The organism is Pseudonocardia sp. P1, from assembly GCF_000178675.2.
Lineage (GTDB): Bacteria > Actinomycetota > Actinomycetes > Mycobacteriales > Pseudonocardiaceae > Pseudonocardia.
In genome coordinates, this window is the sequence record NZ_ADUJ02000001.1 from 6150337 (window position 1) to 6167240 (window position 16904).

Below are 16904 nucleotides of genomic sequence, written 5' to 3' on the forward strand. Positions count from 1 at the left end.
CACCGCCCGCGGAACCCGGTCGCAGCGCCCTACTAGCATCGACGCCACTCCACCGGGCTCCCCGGGGAGCCCACCGATCGTGACAGCCCTGGAGGCCGCACCGTGTCCGCACCGCCCGCCCCGCCCGCGTCCGCCCCGATCCGGGTGCCGGCCGGGACGACCGCCGGTGCGCGCATCCGGGAGGGCGGGCTGCCGACCAGCGGCCCGGAGGCGATCGTCGTCGTCCGCGACGCCGGCGGGACCCTGCGCGACCTGGCCTGGGCACCCGAGGCCGACACCGAGGTCGTCGCGGTCGCGGCGAACACCGACGAGGGCCGCAGCGTCATCCGGCACTCGGCGGCGCACGTGCTGGCCCAGGCCGTCCAGCAGCTGTTCCCGAAGGCCCGGCTGGGCATCGGCCCGCCGGTCACCGACGGCTTCTACTACGACTTCGACGTCGACACCCCCTTCACCCCCGAGGATCTGAAGAAGATCGAGTCGGCGATGAAGAAGATCGTGAAGGCGGGGCAGAAGTTCTCCCGGCGCCGGTTCGCCGACCGGGACGAGGCCCGTGCCGAGCTGGCGGACGAGCCCTACAAGCTGGAGCTGGTCGACCTCAAGGGCAGCGACGACTCCGAGGTCATGGAGGTCGACTCCTCGGGCGAGCTGACCGTCTACGACAACGTGCACGCCCACACCGGCGACGTCGTCTGGTCCGACCTGTGCCGCGGCCCGCACCTGCCGACCACGAAGTTCGTCCCGGCCTTCACCCTCACCCGGTCCGCGGCCGCGTACTGGCGCGGGGACCAGCGCAACGCGCAGCTGCAGCGCATCTACGGCACCGCGTGGGAGTCGCAGGAGGCGCAGGACGCCTACCTGGAGCGGGTCGCCGAGGCCGAGCGCCGCGACCACCGGCGCCTCGGCTCCGAGCTGGACCTGTTCAGCTTCCCGGACGAGATCGGCTCGGGCCTGCCGGTCTTCCACCCGAAGGGCGGCGTCGTCCGCAAGGAGCTGGAGGACCTCTCCCGGGAGCGGCACGCGGCGGCGGGCTACGAGTTCGTCTACACCCCGCACGCCACCAAGGGACAGCTGTTCGAGCTGTCCGGGCACCTCGACTGGTACGCCGACGGCATGTACCCGCCCATGCAGCTCGACGCCGAGTACGACGCCGAGGGGCAGCTCAAGCGGCCGGCGGTCGACTACTACCTCAAGCCGATGAACTGCCCGATGCACAACCTGATCTTCGCGTCGCGCGGGCGGTCGTACCGGGAGCTGCCGCTGCGGCTGTTCGAGTTCGGCACCGTCTACCGCTACGAGAAGTCCGGCGTCGTGCACGGCCTCACCCGGGCCCGCGGCTTCACCCAGGACGACGCGCACATCTACTGCACCCGCGACCAGATGCAGGACGAGATCCGCTCGCTGCTGCAGTTCGTGCTGGACCTGCTGCGCGACTACGGCCTCGACGACTTCTACCTCGAGCTCTCCACCCGCAACCCGGAGAAGTCGATCGGCTCCGACGAGCTCTGGGAGGAGGCCACCGACGCGCTGCGGGAGGCCGCCGGGAACTTCGGGCTGGAGCTCCGCGACGACCCGGGCGGCGCCGCGTTCTACGCGCCGAAGATCTCCGTGCAGGCCCGCGACGCGATCGGCCGCTACTGGCAGATGTCGACCATCCAGGTCGACCTGATGCTGCCGGACCGGTTCGAGCTGGAGTACACCGCAGGCGACGGATCCCGGCAGCGCCCGGTCATGATCCACCGTGCGCTGTTCGGCTCGATCGAGCGGTTCTTCGGCGTGCTCACCGAGCACTACGCCGGCGCGTTCCCGGCCTGGCTGGCCCCGGTGCAGGTCGTCGGCATCCCGGTGACCGACACCCAGGAGGACTACGTCCGCGAGATCGCGGCGCGGCTGCGTGCGGAGGGCATCCGGATCGACGTCGACGCCGGCGACGACCGCATGCAGAAGAAGATCCGCACCCACACCCTGCAGAAGGTGCCGTTCCTGCTCCTCGCGGGCGGCCGCGACGTGGAGGCGGGCGCGGTCAGCTTCCGGTTCCGCGACGGCTCGCAGACCAACGGCGTGCCGGTCGACGACGCCGTCCGGTCGATCGTCGCGTGGGTGCGGTCGCGGACCAACACCTCGCCCGGCGCGGAGTCCTTCCAGCCCGCCTGAACCCCCGCCCGAACCCCGGACCGCGTCCCGGCCACCGCCCCATAGGATCGGCCCATGGAGCAGGAGTGGGTCCCGCAGGAGGGGGTCGGGACGCCCGACGGGTTCGCCCGGCTCTGGACCCCGCACCGGCTGGCCTACATCAAGGGCGCCTCGGACACCGGCTGTCCGTTCTGCCGGATCGGCCGGGGCGAGACGATCGGTGAGCCCGGCGACGGCGCCGGGACCGGCACGGAGGCCGACGCGGACGCGGACAACCTCGTCGTCGCCCGCGGTGCCGAGGTGTTCGCGCTGCTCAACCTGCACCCGTACAACCCGGGGCACCTGATGGTGCTGCCGTACCGGCACGTCGCGGATCTGGAGGAGCTCACCGACTCCGAGACGGCGGAGCTGATGGACTTCACCCGCCAGGCCGTGGTGACGATGAAGAAGGTCGCGGCGCCGCACGCGTTCAACGTCGGGCTGAACCTCGGCCACGTGGCGGGCGGGTCGCTCGCCGAGCACATCCACCAGCACGTCGTGCCGCGGTGGGGCGGCGACGCGAACTTCATCGCGGTCGTCGGTCAGACGAAGGTGATCCCGCAGCTGCTCGCGGAGACCCGGTCGCAGCTCGCCGCGGCGTGGGAACCACCACGGCGCGCGACCCCCGGGGCCGACTAGGCTGGTCGCATCGGCCCGTCCGTGAGGGAGTACGTCGCCCACGATGCTCAATCTGTTCGCCCGCGGGCACGTCAACCGGCTCACCGACCCGGTGGGGCGCGCACTCGTCGCGCGTGGCGTCAGCCCGGACACGGTGACGGTGCTCGGCACCGTCGGCGCCGTCGCGTGCTCGGTGGGGTTCCTGCCCGCCGGATGGCTCGTCATCGGATCGGTGCTGGTCACGCTGTTCGTGCTGACCGACCTGATCGACGGGGCGATGGCCCGCGCACGCGGCCACGGCACCCCGTTCGGGGCCGTGCTCGACTCCACCTGTGACCGGATGGTCGACGGTGCCCTCTTCGCGGGACTCGCCTGGTGGGCGCTGACCGCGGGGGACGAGCCGATCGCGGCGGGTGCCGCGCTGGTCGCCCTCGTCGGCGGGCAGATCGTGTCGTACGTGAAGGCCCGCGCCGAGTCGGTCGGGCTCACCGCCGAGGGTGGGCTGGTCGAGCGGGCGGAGCGGCTGATCCTCGGACTGCTCGGCGCGTTCCTGGCCGGGCTGGGTGTGCCGTACGCGCTGACCGTCGCGCTGGTCGTGCTGGCGATCGGGACGGTGGTGACCCTGGGCCAGCGGATCCTGGCCGTGCGGCGGAGCTCCCGCGAGGTGCCGCGTGCCTGACGCCGCCGATCCCGGCGCGGTCGAGCGGGTCCGGGAGGCGCTGGCGGGGGCCGGGTACGCGGCGGGCTGGGCGGTGGCCGGGCGGCTGCCGGCCGGCGTCGTCGAGTGGGTGTCCGACGCCGCCGCCGACCTCGCGACCCGGCGCGACGGCCCGGGGGTGCGACGGCTGCGGCAGAACCTGGCCAGGGTCCGCCCCGGTGCGACCCCCGCCGAGCTCGACGACCTGGTCGCCAGGGGGATGCGGAGCTACGCCCGTTACTGGCGGGAGGCGTTCGCGCTGCCGTCGCTCGACCCGGACGCGGTGCACGACGCGATGCACCCCCACGTGCACGGCATCGGGCCCTCGCTGGAGACGCTGCGGGCCGGTCGCGGCGTGCTCTACGCGCTGCCGCACTCCGGCAACTGGGACGTCGCGGGCGTCTACATGGTGCGCGAGCTCGCCCGGCTCGGGCTGGAGCCCGCCATCACGACGGTCGTGCAGCGGCTGCGCCCCGAGTCGCTGTTCCGGCGGTTCCTCGACTACCGCCACTCGCTCGGCTTCGAGGTGGTGACGGCGGACGACCCGCGGACGGCGCACCGGGCGCTGACCGCGCGCCTGCGCTCGGGCGGCGTCGTGTGCCTGGTCGCCGACCGCGACCTGTCCGGGACCGGCGTCGAGGTCTCGTTCCTCGGCCGCCCCGCCCGCCTCCCCGCCGGGCCGGCCCGGCTGGCCCGCGCGACCGGCGCCGCCCTGCACCCGGCGTACGCGGTGTTCGCGGGTGACGCGTGGGGCGTGCACGTCGGCCCCGAGATCCCGGTCCCCGACCGGGCCGCCGAGGCGAAGGCGGTGCAGGCACTGGCGGACGCGTTCGGTGAGCTGATCGCCCGGCGCCCGGAGGACTGGCACATGCTCCAGCCGATCCGGGGCGTGCGGGCATGACGGCGCTGCGGATCGGAATGGTCTGCCCGTACTCCCTGGACGTGCCCGGGGGAGTGCAGCACCACGTCCTCGACCTCGCGGCCGCGCTGCGGACCAGGGGGCACCGGGTGCACGTGCTGGCGCCGTCGGCCGGCCCGGCGCCGGAGTTCGTGACCACGGTGGGCCGGGCGCTGGGCGTCCCCTACAACGGCTCGGTCGCCCGCGTCACGTTCGGCCCGCGCACCCACCTGCGCGCCCGGCGCTGGCTGGCCGAGCACGACTTCGACGTCCTGCACCTGCACGAACCCACGACGATCTCGGTGTCGGTGCTCGCCCTGCTCGCCGCCCGCGGCCCCATCGTCGCGACCTTCCACACCTCCACCGAGCGCTCCCGCGCGCTGGCCGCGTTCGGCGGGCTCCTGCGCCCCCTGATGGAGAAGGTGACGGCCCGGATCGCGGTGTCGGCCACCGCGCGGCGGGTGCAGGTCGAGCACCTCGGCGGCGACGCGACGGAGATCCCCAACGGCGTCGACGTCGCCCGGTTCGCCGACGGCCCCGCCCTCGACGACCTCGTCCCCGGCCTCCCGCCCGGCCGCCGGATCGGGTTCGTCGGGCGCTACGACGAGCCCCGCAAGGGCATGCCGGTGCTGCTCGACGCCCTGCGCCCGCTGGCCGCGGACCGGCCCGGTCTGCGGCTGCTCGTCGTCGGGCGCGGCGACGGCGACGCCCTGCTCCGCGCCGCCGGGCCCGGTCTGGCCGACCGCATCGACCTGCTCGGCCCCGTCGACGAGACCACCAAGGCGGCGGCGCTGCGCGCGTCGGAGGTGTTCTGCGCGCCGCACCGGGGCGGGGAGAGCTTCGGCATGGTGCTCACCGAGGCGATGGCCGCGGGCACCCCGGTCGTCGCCGGCGACATCGAGTCGTTCCGCCCGGTGCTCGGAGGCGCCGGCCGGCTCGTCCCGGCCGGGGACGCGGCCGCCCTCGGCCGTGCACTGGCCGGCCTCCTCGACGACGACGCGGCCCGCGCCGCGTCGGCCGCCGCCGGACGGTCCCGGGCCGCGCGGTACGACTGGGGCGTGGTCACGCAGGACGTGCTGCGGGTGTACCGGGCGGCGCTCGCCGCAGCGCCGCCCGCGCCGGACGGCGGCGGCCGGTCCGTCCCGGCCCGGTGGGGGAGCGCGCCGTCATGAGCCCGCTGCTGTGGACGCTGGTGGTCGCGACGGTGCTGGTCGTGGCGGCCCTCACCGTGTGGTGCCGGACACGCGTCGCCCGGCTGCACCGGCTGCACGTCCGCGTCGACGCCGCCCGGGCCGGGCTCGGCACGGCCCTCGACGGACGCGCGGCGGTCGCGCTGCGGGTCGCCGACGCACTCGGGCCGGCCGCGCCCCCCGGGTTGCGCCACGCCGCGACGGCCGCTGCGGCGGGCTCCGCCCCGGCCGCCGACGGCCGCGACCCCGCCGGGAGCCGGGTCGCCCGCGAGACGGCGGAGAACACGCTGACCAGGCAACTCGCCGTCGTCGGGGCGGGGCGGCTGGCGCCGGCGCTGGAGGCGGAGCTCGGCGACGCCCAGCAGCTGGTGATCCTGGCGCGCCGGGTGCACAACGACGCCGTCCGCGACACCCGGGCACTGCGGTCGCGCCGGATGGTGCGCCGGCTGCGCCTGTACGGGACCGCTCCGGAGCCGGTGTACTTCGAGATCGCCGACCCGGAACCGGCGGCCGGTCCGCACGTCTCTGACGTAGACTCGGCGCGTTACCCGACTGTCATGTGAGGAGCTCCGATCACCCGTGTCCGCAGCCGATAACACCTTGGACGACGCCGGTCCGCAGCACGGCACCGCGCGGGTCAAGCGCGGTATGGCCGAGATGCTCAAGGGCGGCGTGATCATGGACGTGGTCACCCCGGAGCAGGCGAAGATCGCCGAGGACGCCGGCGCGGTGGCCGTGATGGCCCTCGAGCGCGTTCCCGCCGACATCCGCGCGAACGGCGGCGTCGCCCGCATGTCCGACCCGGACATGATCTCCGGCATCGTCGAGGCGGTGTCCATCCCGGTCATGGCCAAGGCGCGGATCGGGCACTTCGTCGAGGCGCAGGTCATCCAGTCGCTGGGTGTCGACTACATCGACGAGTCCGAGGTCCTCACGCCCGCCGACGAGGCGCACCACATCGACAAGTGGGCCTACACGGTGCCGTTCGTCTGCGGCGCCACCAACCTCGGTGAGGCGCTGCGCCGGATCTCCGAGGGCGCGGCGATGATCCGCTCGAAGGGCGAGGCCGGCACCGGCAACGTCGTCGAGGCGACCCGGCACATGCGGTCCATCCGCGCCGAGATCGGCCGGCTCGCGTCGCTGGACGCCGCCGAGCTCTACATCGCGGCCAAGGAGCTGCGCGCCCCGGTCGAGCTGGTCGCCGAGGTCGCGCGTTCCGGCAAGCTGCCGGTCGTGCTGTTCACCGCGGGCGGCATCGCCACCCCGGCCGACGCGGCGATGATGATGCAGCTCGGCGCCGAGGGCGTGTTCGTGGGCTCGGGCATCTTCAAGTCCGGCAACCCGTCGCAGCGTGCGTCGGCGATCGTGAAGGCCACGACCTTCCACGACGACCCGGACATGATCGCCAAGGTCTCCCGCGGCCTGGGCGAGGCGATGGTCGGCATCAACATCCCGGACATCCCGGAGGACCAGCGCTACGCCTCCCGCGGCTGGTAGCCCTCCGCACCGTCTCGACGAGCCCCGTCCGGCACCACGCCGGGCGGGGCTCTCGTCGTTCCCGGGGCGTCTCTCCCGGCGGATCCGAGCCCGCTCCGACCTGACCGTTGCGGGGTGAACACCCGGCCGAGTGAACAACTCCGTCACTCGGTCGCGGGGTGTGTCCGATTCGGGCACGTTCTGCACTCACTCGCGGGCAGGGTTGCCTACTCGATGTGATGACCTCGGGGCGCGTGGTGACTGTGTGGCGATTACGTTCCTATGCGAATCACGAGACCACTGGGGCGGAGGAGCCTGATGGGACGCTCTGTGCGAGTCGCGGCGGTCGCCGCCGCGATGATGATCAGTATCCCGGCCGCGGCGTTCGCCGACACCGGGACGACCGATCGACCGGGCGCGACGCCGGCGGCCGTGGAGTGCCCCGCCCCGGGCGGTGCGCCCGGATCGGGCGGCTCGGGATCGGGGGACCCGGGGTCGGGCGGATCCGGATCGGGGAGCTCCGGTTCCGGTTCTGGTTCCGGGGACGACGGGGGCGCCGGGTCGGGGAAGCCCGGCGCCCCCGGGTCCGGGGACGACTCCGGTTCCGGCGGTTCCGGCGGTGACTCAGGCTCCGGGGGCTCCGGTGGGGACTCGGCTCAGGGGGGCTCCGGCGGTGACGGCGGCTCGGGTGGCGACGGCGGCTCGGGTGGTGACAGCGGCTCGGGTGGTAACAGCAGCTCGGGGGATGACGGCGGCTCGGGTGGTGGCTCCGGGTCCGGTGAGGGCGCCGCTGCCGGTGGTGCGTCGCCGGTCGCGCCGGGTGCGCCCGCCGGCGGTCCCGGAGCTCCCGCGGCGGGAGAGGGGCCCGGACGGGTCGCTCCCGGCGCCGCGGTTCCCGGCGCTGCTCCCGGTCCGGCCGGCTCGGCTGCTGCGCCCGAGGTGTCCGCGCCCGGTGCCTCCGCTCCCGGCGCGCCGGCCCGGCCCGAGGCGGACGGTCCGGACGGCGACGACTCCGGCGGCGACGGCGGCGGTTCGGGTGGCGACCAGGGCTCGGGCGGCGACAGCGGTGGCGACAGCGGTTCCGGTGGCGACAGTGGTTCCGGCGGGGACAGTGGTTCCGGCGGTGACAGCGGTTCGAGTGGCGACGGCGGCTCGGGCGGCGACCAGGGCTCGGGCGGCGACCAGGCTTCCGGTGGGGACAGTGGCTCCGGCGGGGACGGCGCTTCCGGTGACGACGGCGGCGCGGGCGGCGATCAGGGCTCGGGCGGCGGTGACCAGGCCTCCGGCGGCGACAGCGGTTCGGGCGGCGACCAGGGAGCCCCGGCCGACCAGAAGTCCGGTGACCAGGGCGGCGACGACCAGGCCGGCTCCGATCCCGCCGACTGCGGGACCGGTGGCGCCGCGGCCGCTCCGGCGGCTCCGCCCGCACCGGCGGCCCCGCCCGCCCCGGCCGACCCGAACGCCCCTCCGGCTGCGGCGTTCCCGGGTGCCGAGAGCAGCGCGGCCGTCGCACGGAACTGGGGACAGCCGAACAAGGTCGACGACTTCGACGGCGACACCATCCAGGGCTGGAACATGTACGACGGCGAGGGGCACGGCGGCGAGGGCCGTCGCTCCCCGGAGGCGGCGTCGGTGAAGGACGGCATCCTCACCATCAACGGCGACGCCGAGGGCACCACCGGCGGGATGGCCTGGTCCGAGGGCAGCCAGAAGTACGGCCGCTGGGAGGGCCGGGTGCGGGCTCCCGCGTCGGACCCGTCGTACAACGCGTTGCTCCTGCTCTGGCCGACCGCCGAGAACTTCCCGGTCGGTGGCGAGGTCGACTTCATGGAGATGACCGACCACACCCGGCAGAAGACCGAGCTGTTCCTGCACTACGGCGAGGACAACAGCCAGGTGCAGGGCTCGGTCGACATCGACGCGACGCAGTGGCACAACTGGGCGGTCGAGTGGCGGCCGGACGGGATCACCGCGTTCGTCGACGGCAAGGAGTGGTGGCACACCGACGACACGTCGATCCTGCCGCCCGGCCCGATGCACCTGACCATCCAGCTCGACTGGTTCCCGAAGGGCGGCGGCGGCGACGTCAAGCCGTCGCTGATGGAGGTCGACTGGGTCCGTCAGTACCCGCTGCCCGAGACCGAGCCCGGCGGGGGTGCCCCGGGCAACGACGAGGGGCTCGTCGACGGTCTGCTGAACCGGATCACCGAGGGGACCCCGGACCGGGCGCCCGGGGCGGCGACCCGCGGCCCGAGCGGGACCTGATCACCGGTACTCCATGACCAGGACGGCGGCCGCCCCCTCGGTCAGGGCGCGGTAGCCGTGGGGCCGGTCGGCGGGGAAGGTGACGTAGTCACCGGGGTCGAGCTCGACCTCCTCGCCGGCCGGCCCGACGTGCCACCGGCCCGCGGAGACGATCAGGTGCTCGACCGTCCCGGGGGAGTGGGCGTGCGCCTCGCGGGGCTCACCCGGCCCGGACGTGACCACGTGCAGGTCCCGCCGGGCGCCCGGTGGGCAGGGCGACAGCAGGGCCGCGGCGAACGGCGAGTCCTCAGAGCGGATCAGGCGCCGCTCGCCGGACCGGACCACCCGCACCGGCGACGACGGTGGCTCCACCAGCGTGCTGAACGGCACCCCGGCGACGACGGCGATCGCCCACAGCGTCTCCACGCTCGGGTTCCCCGTCCCCGCCTCGAGCTGCGACAACGTCGACTTCGCGATCCCGGCGCGGCGCGCGAGCTCGGCCGAGGAGATCCCCAGGCGCTCGCGTTCCCGGCGGATGGCGGCGGCGATCGCCGCCAGTGGTGGCGTTCGTTCCATCGGTCCTCACGTTCGGCTTGACGAACGACGTGCAGTGCGTTCACTGTAGCGGCCATGCGTTCGGTGCAGCGAACACGGCGCGCGGAGTCCCGGTCGGACCTCCGCGACGCCGTCACGATCTCGGTCGCGGTCGGCGTCGTCGGGGTGTCGTTCGGTGCGCTCGCCCCGGCGGCGGGCCTGTCGCCCGCCATGACGATGGCGATGTCGGCCCTGGTCTTCGCCGGTGGCGCGCAGCTGCTGGTCACCGGGGTGCTGGCGGCCGGGGGCGGGATCTGGGCGGCCGTCGCGGCCGGGCTCGTGCTGAACCTGCGGCACCTGCCGTTCGGGCTGGCGCTGGCCCGCCACGTCGGCGGCGGCTGGTCCCGCGTCCCGGCCGCGCACGTGATCACCGACGAGTCGACGGCGTTCGTCCTGGCCCGGACCACGGGATCCGAGGGGCGGGCACGCCGGGCGTTCTGGACGCTCGGTGTGATCAAGTACGGGTGCTGGCAGCTCGGCACCGCCGGTGGCCTGCTGCTGGGGGCCGTGGTGCCGGACCCGTCGGCGTTCGGCCTGGACGCGGCGTTCCCGGCGGCGCTGCTCGCGATGCTCGTCCCGATGCTGCGCCGGATCGACGCCGTACGGGTCGCGGGTGCCGCCGCGGCCGTCTCGCTGGCGTGCGCGCCGTTCCTGCCGGCGGGTGTCCCGGTGCTCGCCGGGCTGCTCGGGGCCGGGGCGGCCGGGCGTCCGGCCGAGGAGCCCGTCCCCGGTGGTGGGCGATGACCGCGCCCGCGCTGCTCGTCCTGGCCGGTGGCACCTTCGCGATGCGGCTGCTCCCGCTGCTGCTCCACGGCCGGGTCGGCTTCTCCGGCCGGACGGTCCGGCTCGTCGAGCTCGGCGCCGTGGCGCTGCTGGTCGCGCTCGTCGCGACCGGCACCTGGTTCGAGGGCGCGGAGTTCGCCGGCTGGGCCCGGCCCGCCGGCGCCGCGGTGGCCGCCGTCGCGATCTGGCGCCGGGTGCCGTTCGTGCTGGTCGTGGTGCTCGCCGCCGGGACGACGGCCGCCCTCCGCCTCGCCGGCCTGCCCTGAGCGGGCCACCGGTGCGGCCCCACCGCGCGCGGTGGGCCTGCTGCGGCGAGGATCGTCGGCATGCACGTCCTCGTCGTCGGCGCCACCGGCTACATCGGTTCGCGTCTCGTCCCGCGCCTGCTCGACGCCGGTCACGACGTCCGCGTCCTGGCCCGCACCCCGGGCCGGGTCGCGGCGCACCCGTGGGCCGGGCGGGTCGACGTCGTCCCGGGGGACGCCCAGGACCCCGCCGACGTGACCCGTGCCTGCACGGGGACCGACGCCGTCGTCCACCTGGTGCACGCCATGGACGGCCCCGGCTACGCCGACCGCGACCGGGCGGCGGCGCACGCGCTGGCCGACGGCGCCGCCGCCGCGGGCGTCCGCCGGATCGTGTACCTGGGCGGGCTGCAGCCCGATGACGACGCCCGCCGCGTCTCGACGCACCTGCGGTCCCGCCGCGAGGTCGGCGACATCCTGCTGGCCGGACCGGTGCCCGCGGCCGTCCTGCGGGCCGGGATCGTGGTCGGCACCGGGTCGGCGAGCTTCGAGATGATCCGCCACCTCACCGAGACCGCGATGGGCGGCCCGCCGGTGCTGCCGCTGCCGGACCGGGCGTGGAACCGGATCCAGCCGGTCGCCGTCGACGACGTGCTGCACGCCCTCGCCGGCTGCCTCGACCTGCCGGACGACGTGGACCGTGCCTTCGACATCGGTGGACCGGACGTCCTCACCTACCGCGGCCTCATGAGCGGCTACGCCGCCGAGGCCGGGCTGGTGCGGCCGTTCCCGCTGCCGGTGCCGCTGTCCGCGCCGCGGCTCACCGCCCGTGCCGTCGCCGCGCTCACCCCGGTCGCCCGCGGGCTCGCCGAGCCGCTCGTCGAGTCCATGCGGCACGAGCTCGTTGCCGACCCCGGCGACATCGCCGCCCTCGACGCCCTGATCGGCCCGCCGCCCGGTGGTCACACGCCGTACCGGACGGCGGTCCGCCGCGCGCTCGACGGCGTCGGCGACGCCGGTCCCGGCCCCGCCGACGCCCCCGGCAGCGGGCCGGTGTCCTGGGAGACGACCGACACCCAGGAGGTCGACGCCCCGGCCGCGGCGGTGTGGTCGGTCGTCGAGACCCTGGGCGGCGAGCACGGCTGGTACACCGTCCCCGGCACGGCGACCCTGACCGGGGTCCTCGACGTGCTCGCGGGCGGGCCGGGGAACCTGCCGCGCCGGCACTCCACCGGCCCGCCCCGCCTGGTCACCGGGGAACCGCTGGACCGCTGGGTGATCGAGACCGTCGAGCCCGGCACCCGGCTGGTGCTGCGCGCGGCGTCCCGGCTGCCGGGCACCGCACACCTGGAGCTGCGGGTCCGCCCGACCGGACGCCTGACCAGCCGCTACGAGCAGACCCTCCGGTTCCGCCCGCACGGGCTCGCCGGACGGCTGGCGTGGCTGGCGGCGTACCCGACCCAGCGGTTCGTGTTCGCGGTGATGGCGCAGACGCTGACCGGTGTCGCCGGAACCCGCTACCGCCGGACCGTCCGCGCCCTCTGACCCGTCAGGAGGCCTCGCCCCGGGCCTGGGCCACCTGCTCCGCGCGGTCCTCGGCCGCGATCCGGGTCAGCTCGGCACCGGCGTCGGAGTCGCGGGTGAGGTTCTCGCCGGACTCCGGGTCGAACACGTGGATCTTCCGCGCGTCCAGCCAGAACTCGGCCTCCCGGCCCTCCCGGATCCGGCTCGTCGAGTCGATCGACACGATCGCCTGGGTCCGCAGCTGGTCGGAGTCGAGCTCGCGGGACAGCTCCTTGAGCTTCGCGTCGACCTCGGCGGGCGCCTCGTACGGGATGTAGGCGAACTGCGAGTCGCCCAGCCACTCGGTGACGTCGACCTTCGCGGTGAAGGTCGAGCCGACGTGCTTCTTGGCGTCGTCGACCAGCGACGCGTCCTCGAAGTACTCCGGCCGGATCCCCACCAGCACCAGCTCCTTGCCCTGCACCTTCCCGGCGCGGGCGGCGTCGAGCTCGATCGGCCCGAACGGTGTCTCCAGGGTGTTCCCGGAGACCGTCGCGGGGAGGAAGTTCATCGGGGGCGACCCGATGAAGCCGGCGACGAACAGGTTGACCGGCTGCTCGTAGAGCTCGCGCGGCGAGGCGACCTGCTGGATGACGCCCTTGCGCAGCACGCAGACCCGGTCGCCGAGGGTCATCGCCTCGGTCTGGTCGTGCGTGACGTAGACCGTGGTGATGCCGAGGCGGCGCTGCAGCCGGGCGATCTCGGTCCGCATCTGGCCGCGCAGCTTGGCGTCCAGGTTGGACAGCGGCTCGTCGAAGAGGAACGCGTCCGCGTCCCGGACGATCGCGCGGCCCATCGCGACGCGCTGGCGCTGGCCGCCGGACAGGTTGGCCGGCTTGCGCTGCAGGTGCTCGTGCAGCTCCAGGACGCCCGCGGCGTCGTTCACCTTCTTCTGCACCTCGTCCTCGGGCGCCTTGGCCAGGCGCAGCGGGAACGCGATGTTCTCGAAGACCGACAGGTGCGGGTAGAGCGCGTAGTTCTGGAACACCATCGACAGGTTCCGGTCGCGCGGGGCCTTCTCGTTGACCCGGGTGCCGTTGATGACCATGTCCCCGGAGCTGATGTCCTCCAGGCCCACGATCATGCGGAGCAGGGTCGACTTCCCGCAGCCGGACGGGCCGACGAGGATCATGAACTCGCCGTCGGCGATGTCCATGCTCACGTCGTTCACGGCCGGGAAGCCGTCCCCGTACTTCTTGACGATGTTCTTCATCTCGATCGACGCCATGGCCGGTCGGTTCCTTTCTCCTGAGTACGGGGTTCTCAGCCCTTGACGGCGCCGTTGGTCAGACCGGCGACGATCCGCCGCTGGAAGATCAGGACGAGGACGACGACGGGGATGGTCACGATCACCGCCGCGGCCGCGATCGGGCCGTTCGGCGACTCGAACTGGGAGGCGCCGGAGAACAGCCCCAGTGCCGCGGGCACGGGGCGGGACGCGCTGGTGGAGGTCAGCGAGATCCCGTAGGCGAAGTCGTTCCAGGCGATGAAGAACGCGATGATCGCCGTCGTGAACACGCCGGGTGTCGCCAGCGGGACGATCACCTTCCGGAACGCCTGCCAGGTCGTCGCCCCGTCCACCTGCGCGGCCTGCTCCATCTCCCACGGGATCTCGCGGAAGAACGCCGACATCGTCCAGATCGACAGCGGCAGGGTCAGCGACAGGTAGGGGATGATCAGGCCGGGCCAGGTGTCGTAGAGCCCGATCTGGCGCCACAGGTTGAACAGCGGCGTGACGATCGAGATGACCGGGAAGATCGCCACCGCGAGTGCGGTGGAGAGGATCAGCTTCTTGCCGCTGAAGTCGAGCCGGGCGATCGCGTAGGCGGCGAACATCGACAGCACGCAGGCGATGAACGTCGCGATCAGCACGATGCCGAACGAGTTCCGCAGCGCGGGCAGGAACAGCTCGGCGGCGTCACCGACCAGGATCTGCTCGTAGTTCTCCCAGGACAGCGCCGTCGGGAGGAACTGGCCGTTCGCGATGTCGTCGGACGACTTCAGCGACAGCGACACGATCCAGCCCACCGGGAACAGCGCGTAGATCACGATCGCGACACCGGCGACGATCCACAGGACCTTCTCGCGGGTGGACATCACTTCTCCCCTCGGGCCTGGGACAGGTCGACCTTGAAGCCCTTGATGAATCCGACGCAGATGACGACCACCGACAGGAACAGCAGCACCGACACCGCGGAGCCGAGCCCGATCTCCACCCGGGCGATCGTCTGCCGGTACGCCAGGAACGAGACCGTCTCGGTGTCGTTGGCGCCGTTCGTCATCACGAAGACCGTGTCGAACACCCGGAACGCGTCCAGGGTGCGGAACAGCAGGGCCACCATGATGGCGGCCTTCATGTTCGGGATGGTCACCTTCCACATCCGCTGCCACCAGGTCGCGCCGTCGACGCGGGCGGCCTCCTGCAGGACGTCCGGCACCTGGGCGAGGCCGGCCAGCAGCAGCAGCGAGATGAAGGGCGTCGTCTTCCAGATCTCCGCCAGGCAGATCACGAACAGCGACGAGAACGTCCCGCCGAACCAGTCGGTGTCCGCGGCGACGCCGGGCACCCAGTCGAACCACGAGTTCACGAACCCGGAGTCCAGCGAGAACGCGTACTGCCAGGCGAACGCCGAGACGACCGTGATCACGGCGTACGGGATGAGGATCGCGGCCCGCAGCACCGGCCGGATGGCCTTGAGCGCGTTCATCATCACCAGGGCGAGGGCGAAGCCCAGCACCAGCTCGACCGCGACCGTGACCACGGTGATGAACACGGTGACGCCGAACGAGATCCACCAGATCTCGTCGGTCAGGATCACCGCGTAGTTGTTCAGCCCGACGAACGAGATGTTGTCCGGGTCGGTCAGCCGGTAGTCGAACAGCGAGTACCAGACCGCCTGCACGATCGGGTACGCGGTGACCAGCAGCATGACGGCGAACGCGGGGCCGGCCAGCATCCAGCCGAGCCGCTGCTCGGACCGGGCCCGGTCGCTCGGGTCGCGACCGGCCGGGGAGGCCGCGGTGTCCCCGGTGCCGGGCTTCACCGACGTCGTGGTCACAGCAGTTCCTCCTTCGCCAGGACCGCCTTGATCAGGGCGGCGGTCGCCGGGCCGACGCCGGGCGGGTCGATGCCCGCGGTCGGGTGGTAGTTGCGCTGGATCGACTCCGAGACCTCGCTGTAGTACGCGGTCTGCGGGCGGGGCTTCGCCTGCTGCAGCGACTGCGCGATCACCGGCGCCATCGGGAACTCCTCCACGACCTCGGGGTCGGTGAACACCGACGTCTTGGCCGCGGGGTTGCCGTTGGTGAGGAAGTACTGCTTCTGGTTCTCCTCGGACACGATGCACTCGGTGGCGTCGTAGGCCAGGTCGGCGTGCGGGCTGAACGCGCCGACGCCCAGGTTGATCCCGCCGTACGGCGGGGCGGCCGGGGTGCCGGCGGTGACCTGCGGGTAGATCGCCCACCCGAAGTCGTCCAGTGTGGCCTGGTCGACGGTGCCGTCCTCGACGGCGCTCTTCACCTTGCCCCAGACGAACGGCCAGTTCACCTGGAACATCGCGTCACCGGCCTGGAACGCGTTGGAGTTCTCGTCCTCCGACGCGGTCGAGAAGCCCGGCCCGCCGACGGCGGAGACGTTCTTCATGATCTCGGCGGCCTTCGTCGCGGCCGGCGAGTCCAGCCCCAGCTCGACCCCCTCGGGGTCCTCAGGGGACGGGTTGGTGACGATCTCCCCGCCGCCCGACTCCACCAGCGCGTTCAGCCACACGGTGAGCGACTCGGCGCGGATGCCCTGCGCGGCGATCGTCGAGTTCTGCCGCTGCGCCGCGGCGATCACCTGGTCCCAGGTGACGGGCTTCGACATGTCGAGACCGGTGGCCGCGACCTGCGACGTGCGGTACCAGAGCAGCTGGGTGTTGGCCCAGAACGGGACCGTCACGAGCTCGCCGTTCCAGCTCGCGCCCTCCTTCGCCGAGTTCACGACGCCTGCCGTGGTGCGCTGCGCGACGTCCTGCGGGACGGGGGCGAGGAAGCCGGCCTCGGCGAACTCGGGGATGTAGGGCGGGTCGATCGACATGATGTCGATCGAGCTGTCGTTGGCGGCGAGCCGCCGGATCAGCTGCTGCCGTTGCTCGGAGGACTGGCGCGGCAGGGTCGAGACCTCGATCCGGTACGCCCCGTTCGACGCCGCGGTGCAGGCGGCCGCGATCTCGGCCTGCCCGCCGTCGTCGGGGTTGATGTACCAGTTCAGGACGGGTGGGCCCGCGGGTGCACCCCCGCAGCCGGCCAGGCCGACGAGTGCGGCTGCGGCCACACCGGCGGCCAGCACCCTTCTCCACCGTGCGTGACGCATGGTCAACTCCGAACTCCTGTGTTCGTACCGCGATGCCGCCGACGGCGTTGGAAGCGTTTGCAAACAGACTGTGCGC

16 protein-coding genes are annotated in these 16904 nt (G+C 73.5%); 11 read left to right on the forward strand and 5 right to left on the reverse strand.

All coding sequences use genetic code 11. From position 1 onward, the window contains the following. Window positions 1–102: 102 nt before the first annotated feature. The 8 genes from thrS to PP1_RS28580 all read left to right on the forward strand — a co-directional run bounded on the left by thrS (window position 103) and on the right by PP1_RS28580 (window position 9313). Window positions 103–2151, forward strand: coding sequence for a threonine--tRNA ligase (gene thrS / locus PP1_RS28545; RefSeq protein WP_010232724.1), 2049 nt, complete (start codon window positions 103–105; stop codon window positions 2149–2151). A 54-nt stretch (window positions 2152–2205) separates the two neighbouring features. Next, the gene (locus PP1_RS28550) at window positions 2206–2808 is read left to right on the forward strand and encodes an HIT family protein (RefSeq protein ID WP_010232723.1); all 603 of its coding nucleotides are present in this window, start codon (window positions 2206–2208) and stop codon (window positions 2806–2808) included. A 43-nt stretch (window positions 2809–2851) separates the two neighbouring features. After that, a complete protein-coding gene (gene pgsA / locus PP1_RS28555; RefSeq protein ID WP_075314404.1) occupies window positions 2852–3466 on the forward strand; it encodes a phosphatidylinositol phosphate synthase in 615 nt (204 codons plus the stop codon). Next, window positions 3459–4385 carry a phosphatidylinositol mannoside acyltransferase gene (locus tag PP1_RS28560; RefSeq protein ID WP_075314402.1) on the forward strand — a complete coding sequence of 309 codons (927 nt, stop codon included), beginning with the start codon at window positions 3459–3461 and terminating at the stop codon, window positions 4383–4385. Before pgsA ends, PP1_RS28560 begins: the two co-directional genes overlap by 8 nt. 5 nt (window positions 4386–4390) lie before the next feature. After that, window positions 4391–5554 carry a glycosyltransferase family 4 protein gene (locus PP1_RS28565; protein WP_075315133.1) on the forward strand — a complete coding sequence of 388 codons (1164 nt, stop codon included), beginning with the start codon at window positions 4391–4393 and terminating at the stop codon, window positions 5552–5554. Further along, window positions 5551–6135 carry an NUDIX hydrolase gene (locus PP1_RS28570; protein WP_212592110.1) on the forward strand — a complete coding sequence of 195 codons (585 nt, stop codon included), beginning with the start codon at window positions 5551–5553 and terminating at the stop codon, window positions 6133–6135. Before PP1_RS28565 ends, PP1_RS28570 begins: the two co-directional genes overlap by 4 nt. A 16-nt stretch (window positions 6136–6151) precedes the next feature. Further along, complete coding sequence (gene pdxS, locus PP1_RS28575) at window positions 6152–7069, forward strand: pyridoxal 5'-phosphate synthase lyase subunit PdxS (protein ID WP_033199523.1); 918 nt, start codon at window positions 6152–6154, stop codon at window positions 7067–7069. 918 nt (window positions 7070–7987) lie between these two features. Then, a complete protein-coding gene (locus tag PP1_RS28580; protein WP_075314400.1) occupies window positions 7988–9313 on the forward strand; it encodes a glycoside hydrolase family 16 protein in 1326 nt (441 codons plus the stop codon). On the opposite strand, the gene PP1_RS28585 is transcribed toward PP1_RS28580, so the two are convergent. Next, window positions 9314–9868, reverse strand: coding sequence for a helix-turn-helix domain-containing protein (locus PP1_RS28585; protein ID WP_010240436.1), 555 nt, complete (start codon window positions 9866–9868; stop codon window positions 9314–9316). A 54-nt stretch (window positions 9869–9922) separates the two neighbouring features. Here PP1_RS28585 and PP1_RS28590 point away from each other — a divergent pair, with 54 nt between their 5' ends. Genes PP1_RS28590 through PP1_RS28600 form a run of 3 tightly spaced genes read left to right on the forward strand, consistent with a single transcriptional unit; the run spans window position 9923 to window position 12459 of the window. After that, the gene (locus PP1_RS28590; protein WP_010240435.1) at window positions 9923–10630 is read left to right on the forward strand and encodes an AzlC family ABC transporter permease; all 708 of its coding nucleotides are present in this window, start codon (window positions 9923–9925) and stop codon (window positions 10628–10630) included. Beyond that, window positions 10627–10935 carry an AzlD domain-containing protein gene (locus PP1_RS28595; protein ID WP_075314398.1) on the forward strand — a complete coding sequence of 103 codons (309 nt, stop codon included), beginning with the start codon at window positions 10627–10629 and terminating at the stop codon, window positions 10933–10935. Before PP1_RS28590 ends, PP1_RS28595 begins: the two co-directional genes overlap by 4 nt. Before the next feature lie 60 nt (window positions 10936–10995). Then, on the forward strand, window positions 10996–12459 hold the full coding sequence (locus PP1_RS28600; RefSeq protein WP_010224893.1) for a DUF2867 domain-containing protein: 1464 nt from the start codon (window positions 10996–10998) through the stop codon (window positions 12457–12459). 4 nt (window positions 12460–12463) lie between these two features. Here PP1_RS28600 and PP1_RS28605 read toward each other — a convergent pair whose 3' ends face one another. From PP1_RS28605 to PP1_RS28620, 4 genes are read right to left on the reverse strand one after another with little or no spacing between them, the layout of a single operon-like run. Then, window positions 12464–13705: an ABC transporter ATP-binding protein gene (locus PP1_RS28605; protein WP_010224895.1), complete on the reverse strand. Its 1242-nt coding sequence runs from the start codon at window positions 13703–13705 to the stop codon at window positions 12464–12466. A gap of 35 nt (window positions 13706–13740) precedes the next feature. Beyond that, window positions 13741–14574 carry a carbohydrate ABC transporter permease gene (locus PP1_RS28610; protein WP_029239211.1) on the reverse strand — a complete coding sequence of 278 codons (834 nt, stop codon included), beginning with the start codon at window positions 14572–14574 and terminating at the stop codon, window positions 13741–13743. Beyond that, window positions 14574–15536 carry a carbohydrate ABC transporter permease gene (locus tag PP1_RS28615; RefSeq protein ID WP_010224899.1) on the reverse strand — a complete coding sequence of 321 codons (963 nt, stop codon included), beginning with the start codon at window positions 15534–15536 and terminating at the stop codon, window positions 14574–14576. Before PP1_RS28615 ends, PP1_RS28610 begins: the two co-directional genes overlap by 1 nt. After that, window positions 15533–16804, reverse strand: coding sequence for an extracellular solute-binding protein (locus PP1_RS28620; RefSeq protein WP_010224901.1), 1272 nt, complete (start codon window positions 16802–16804; stop codon window positions 15533–15535). The genes PP1_RS28615 and PP1_RS28620 overlap by 4 nt, the downstream gene beginning before the upstream one ends. Between the last annotated feature and the right edge of the window lie 100 nt (window positions 16805–16904).

What these genes read in the sequence shown, in the direction of transcription:
- PP1_RS28550 (WP_010232723.1), top strand. Translation starts at nt 2,206, where the DNA reads ATGGAGCAGGAGTGGGTCCCGCAGGAGGGGGTCGGGACGCCCGACGGG.
- pgsA (WP_075314404.1), top strand. Translation starts at nt 2,852, where the DNA reads ATGCTCAATCTGTTCGCCCGCGGGCACGTCAACCGGCTCACCGACCCG.
- PP1_RS28595 (WP_075314398.1), top strand. Translation starts at nt 10,627, where the DNA reads ATGACCGCGCCCGCGCTGCTCGTCCTGGCCGGTGGCACCTTCGCGATG.
- PP1_RS28610 (WP_029239211.1), bottom strand. Translation starts at nt 14,574, where the DNA reads ATGTCCACCCGCGAGAAGGTCCTGTGGATCGTCGCCGGTGTCGCGATC.
- PP1_RS28570 (WP_212592110.1), top strand. Translation starts at nt 5,551, where the DNA reads ATGAGCCCGCTGCTGTGGACGCTGGTGGTCGCGACGGTGCTGGTCGTG.
- PP1_RS28590 (WP_010240435.1), top strand. Translation starts at nt 9,923, where the DNA reads ATGCGTTCGGTGCAGCGAACACGGCGCGCGGAGTCCCGGTCGGACCTC.
- PP1_RS28605 (WP_010224895.1), bottom strand. Translation starts at nt 13,705, where the DNA reads ATGGCGTCGATCGAGATGAAGAACATCGTCAAGAAGTACGGGGACGGC.
- PP1_RS28600 (WP_010224893.1), top strand. Translation starts at nt 10,996, where the DNA reads ATGCACGTCCTCGTCGTCGGCGCCACCGGCTACATCGGTTCGCGTCTC.
- PP1_RS28585 (WP_010240436.1), bottom strand. Translation starts at nt 9,868, where the DNA reads ATGGAACGAACGCCACCACTGGCGGCGATCGCCGCCGCCATCCGCCGG.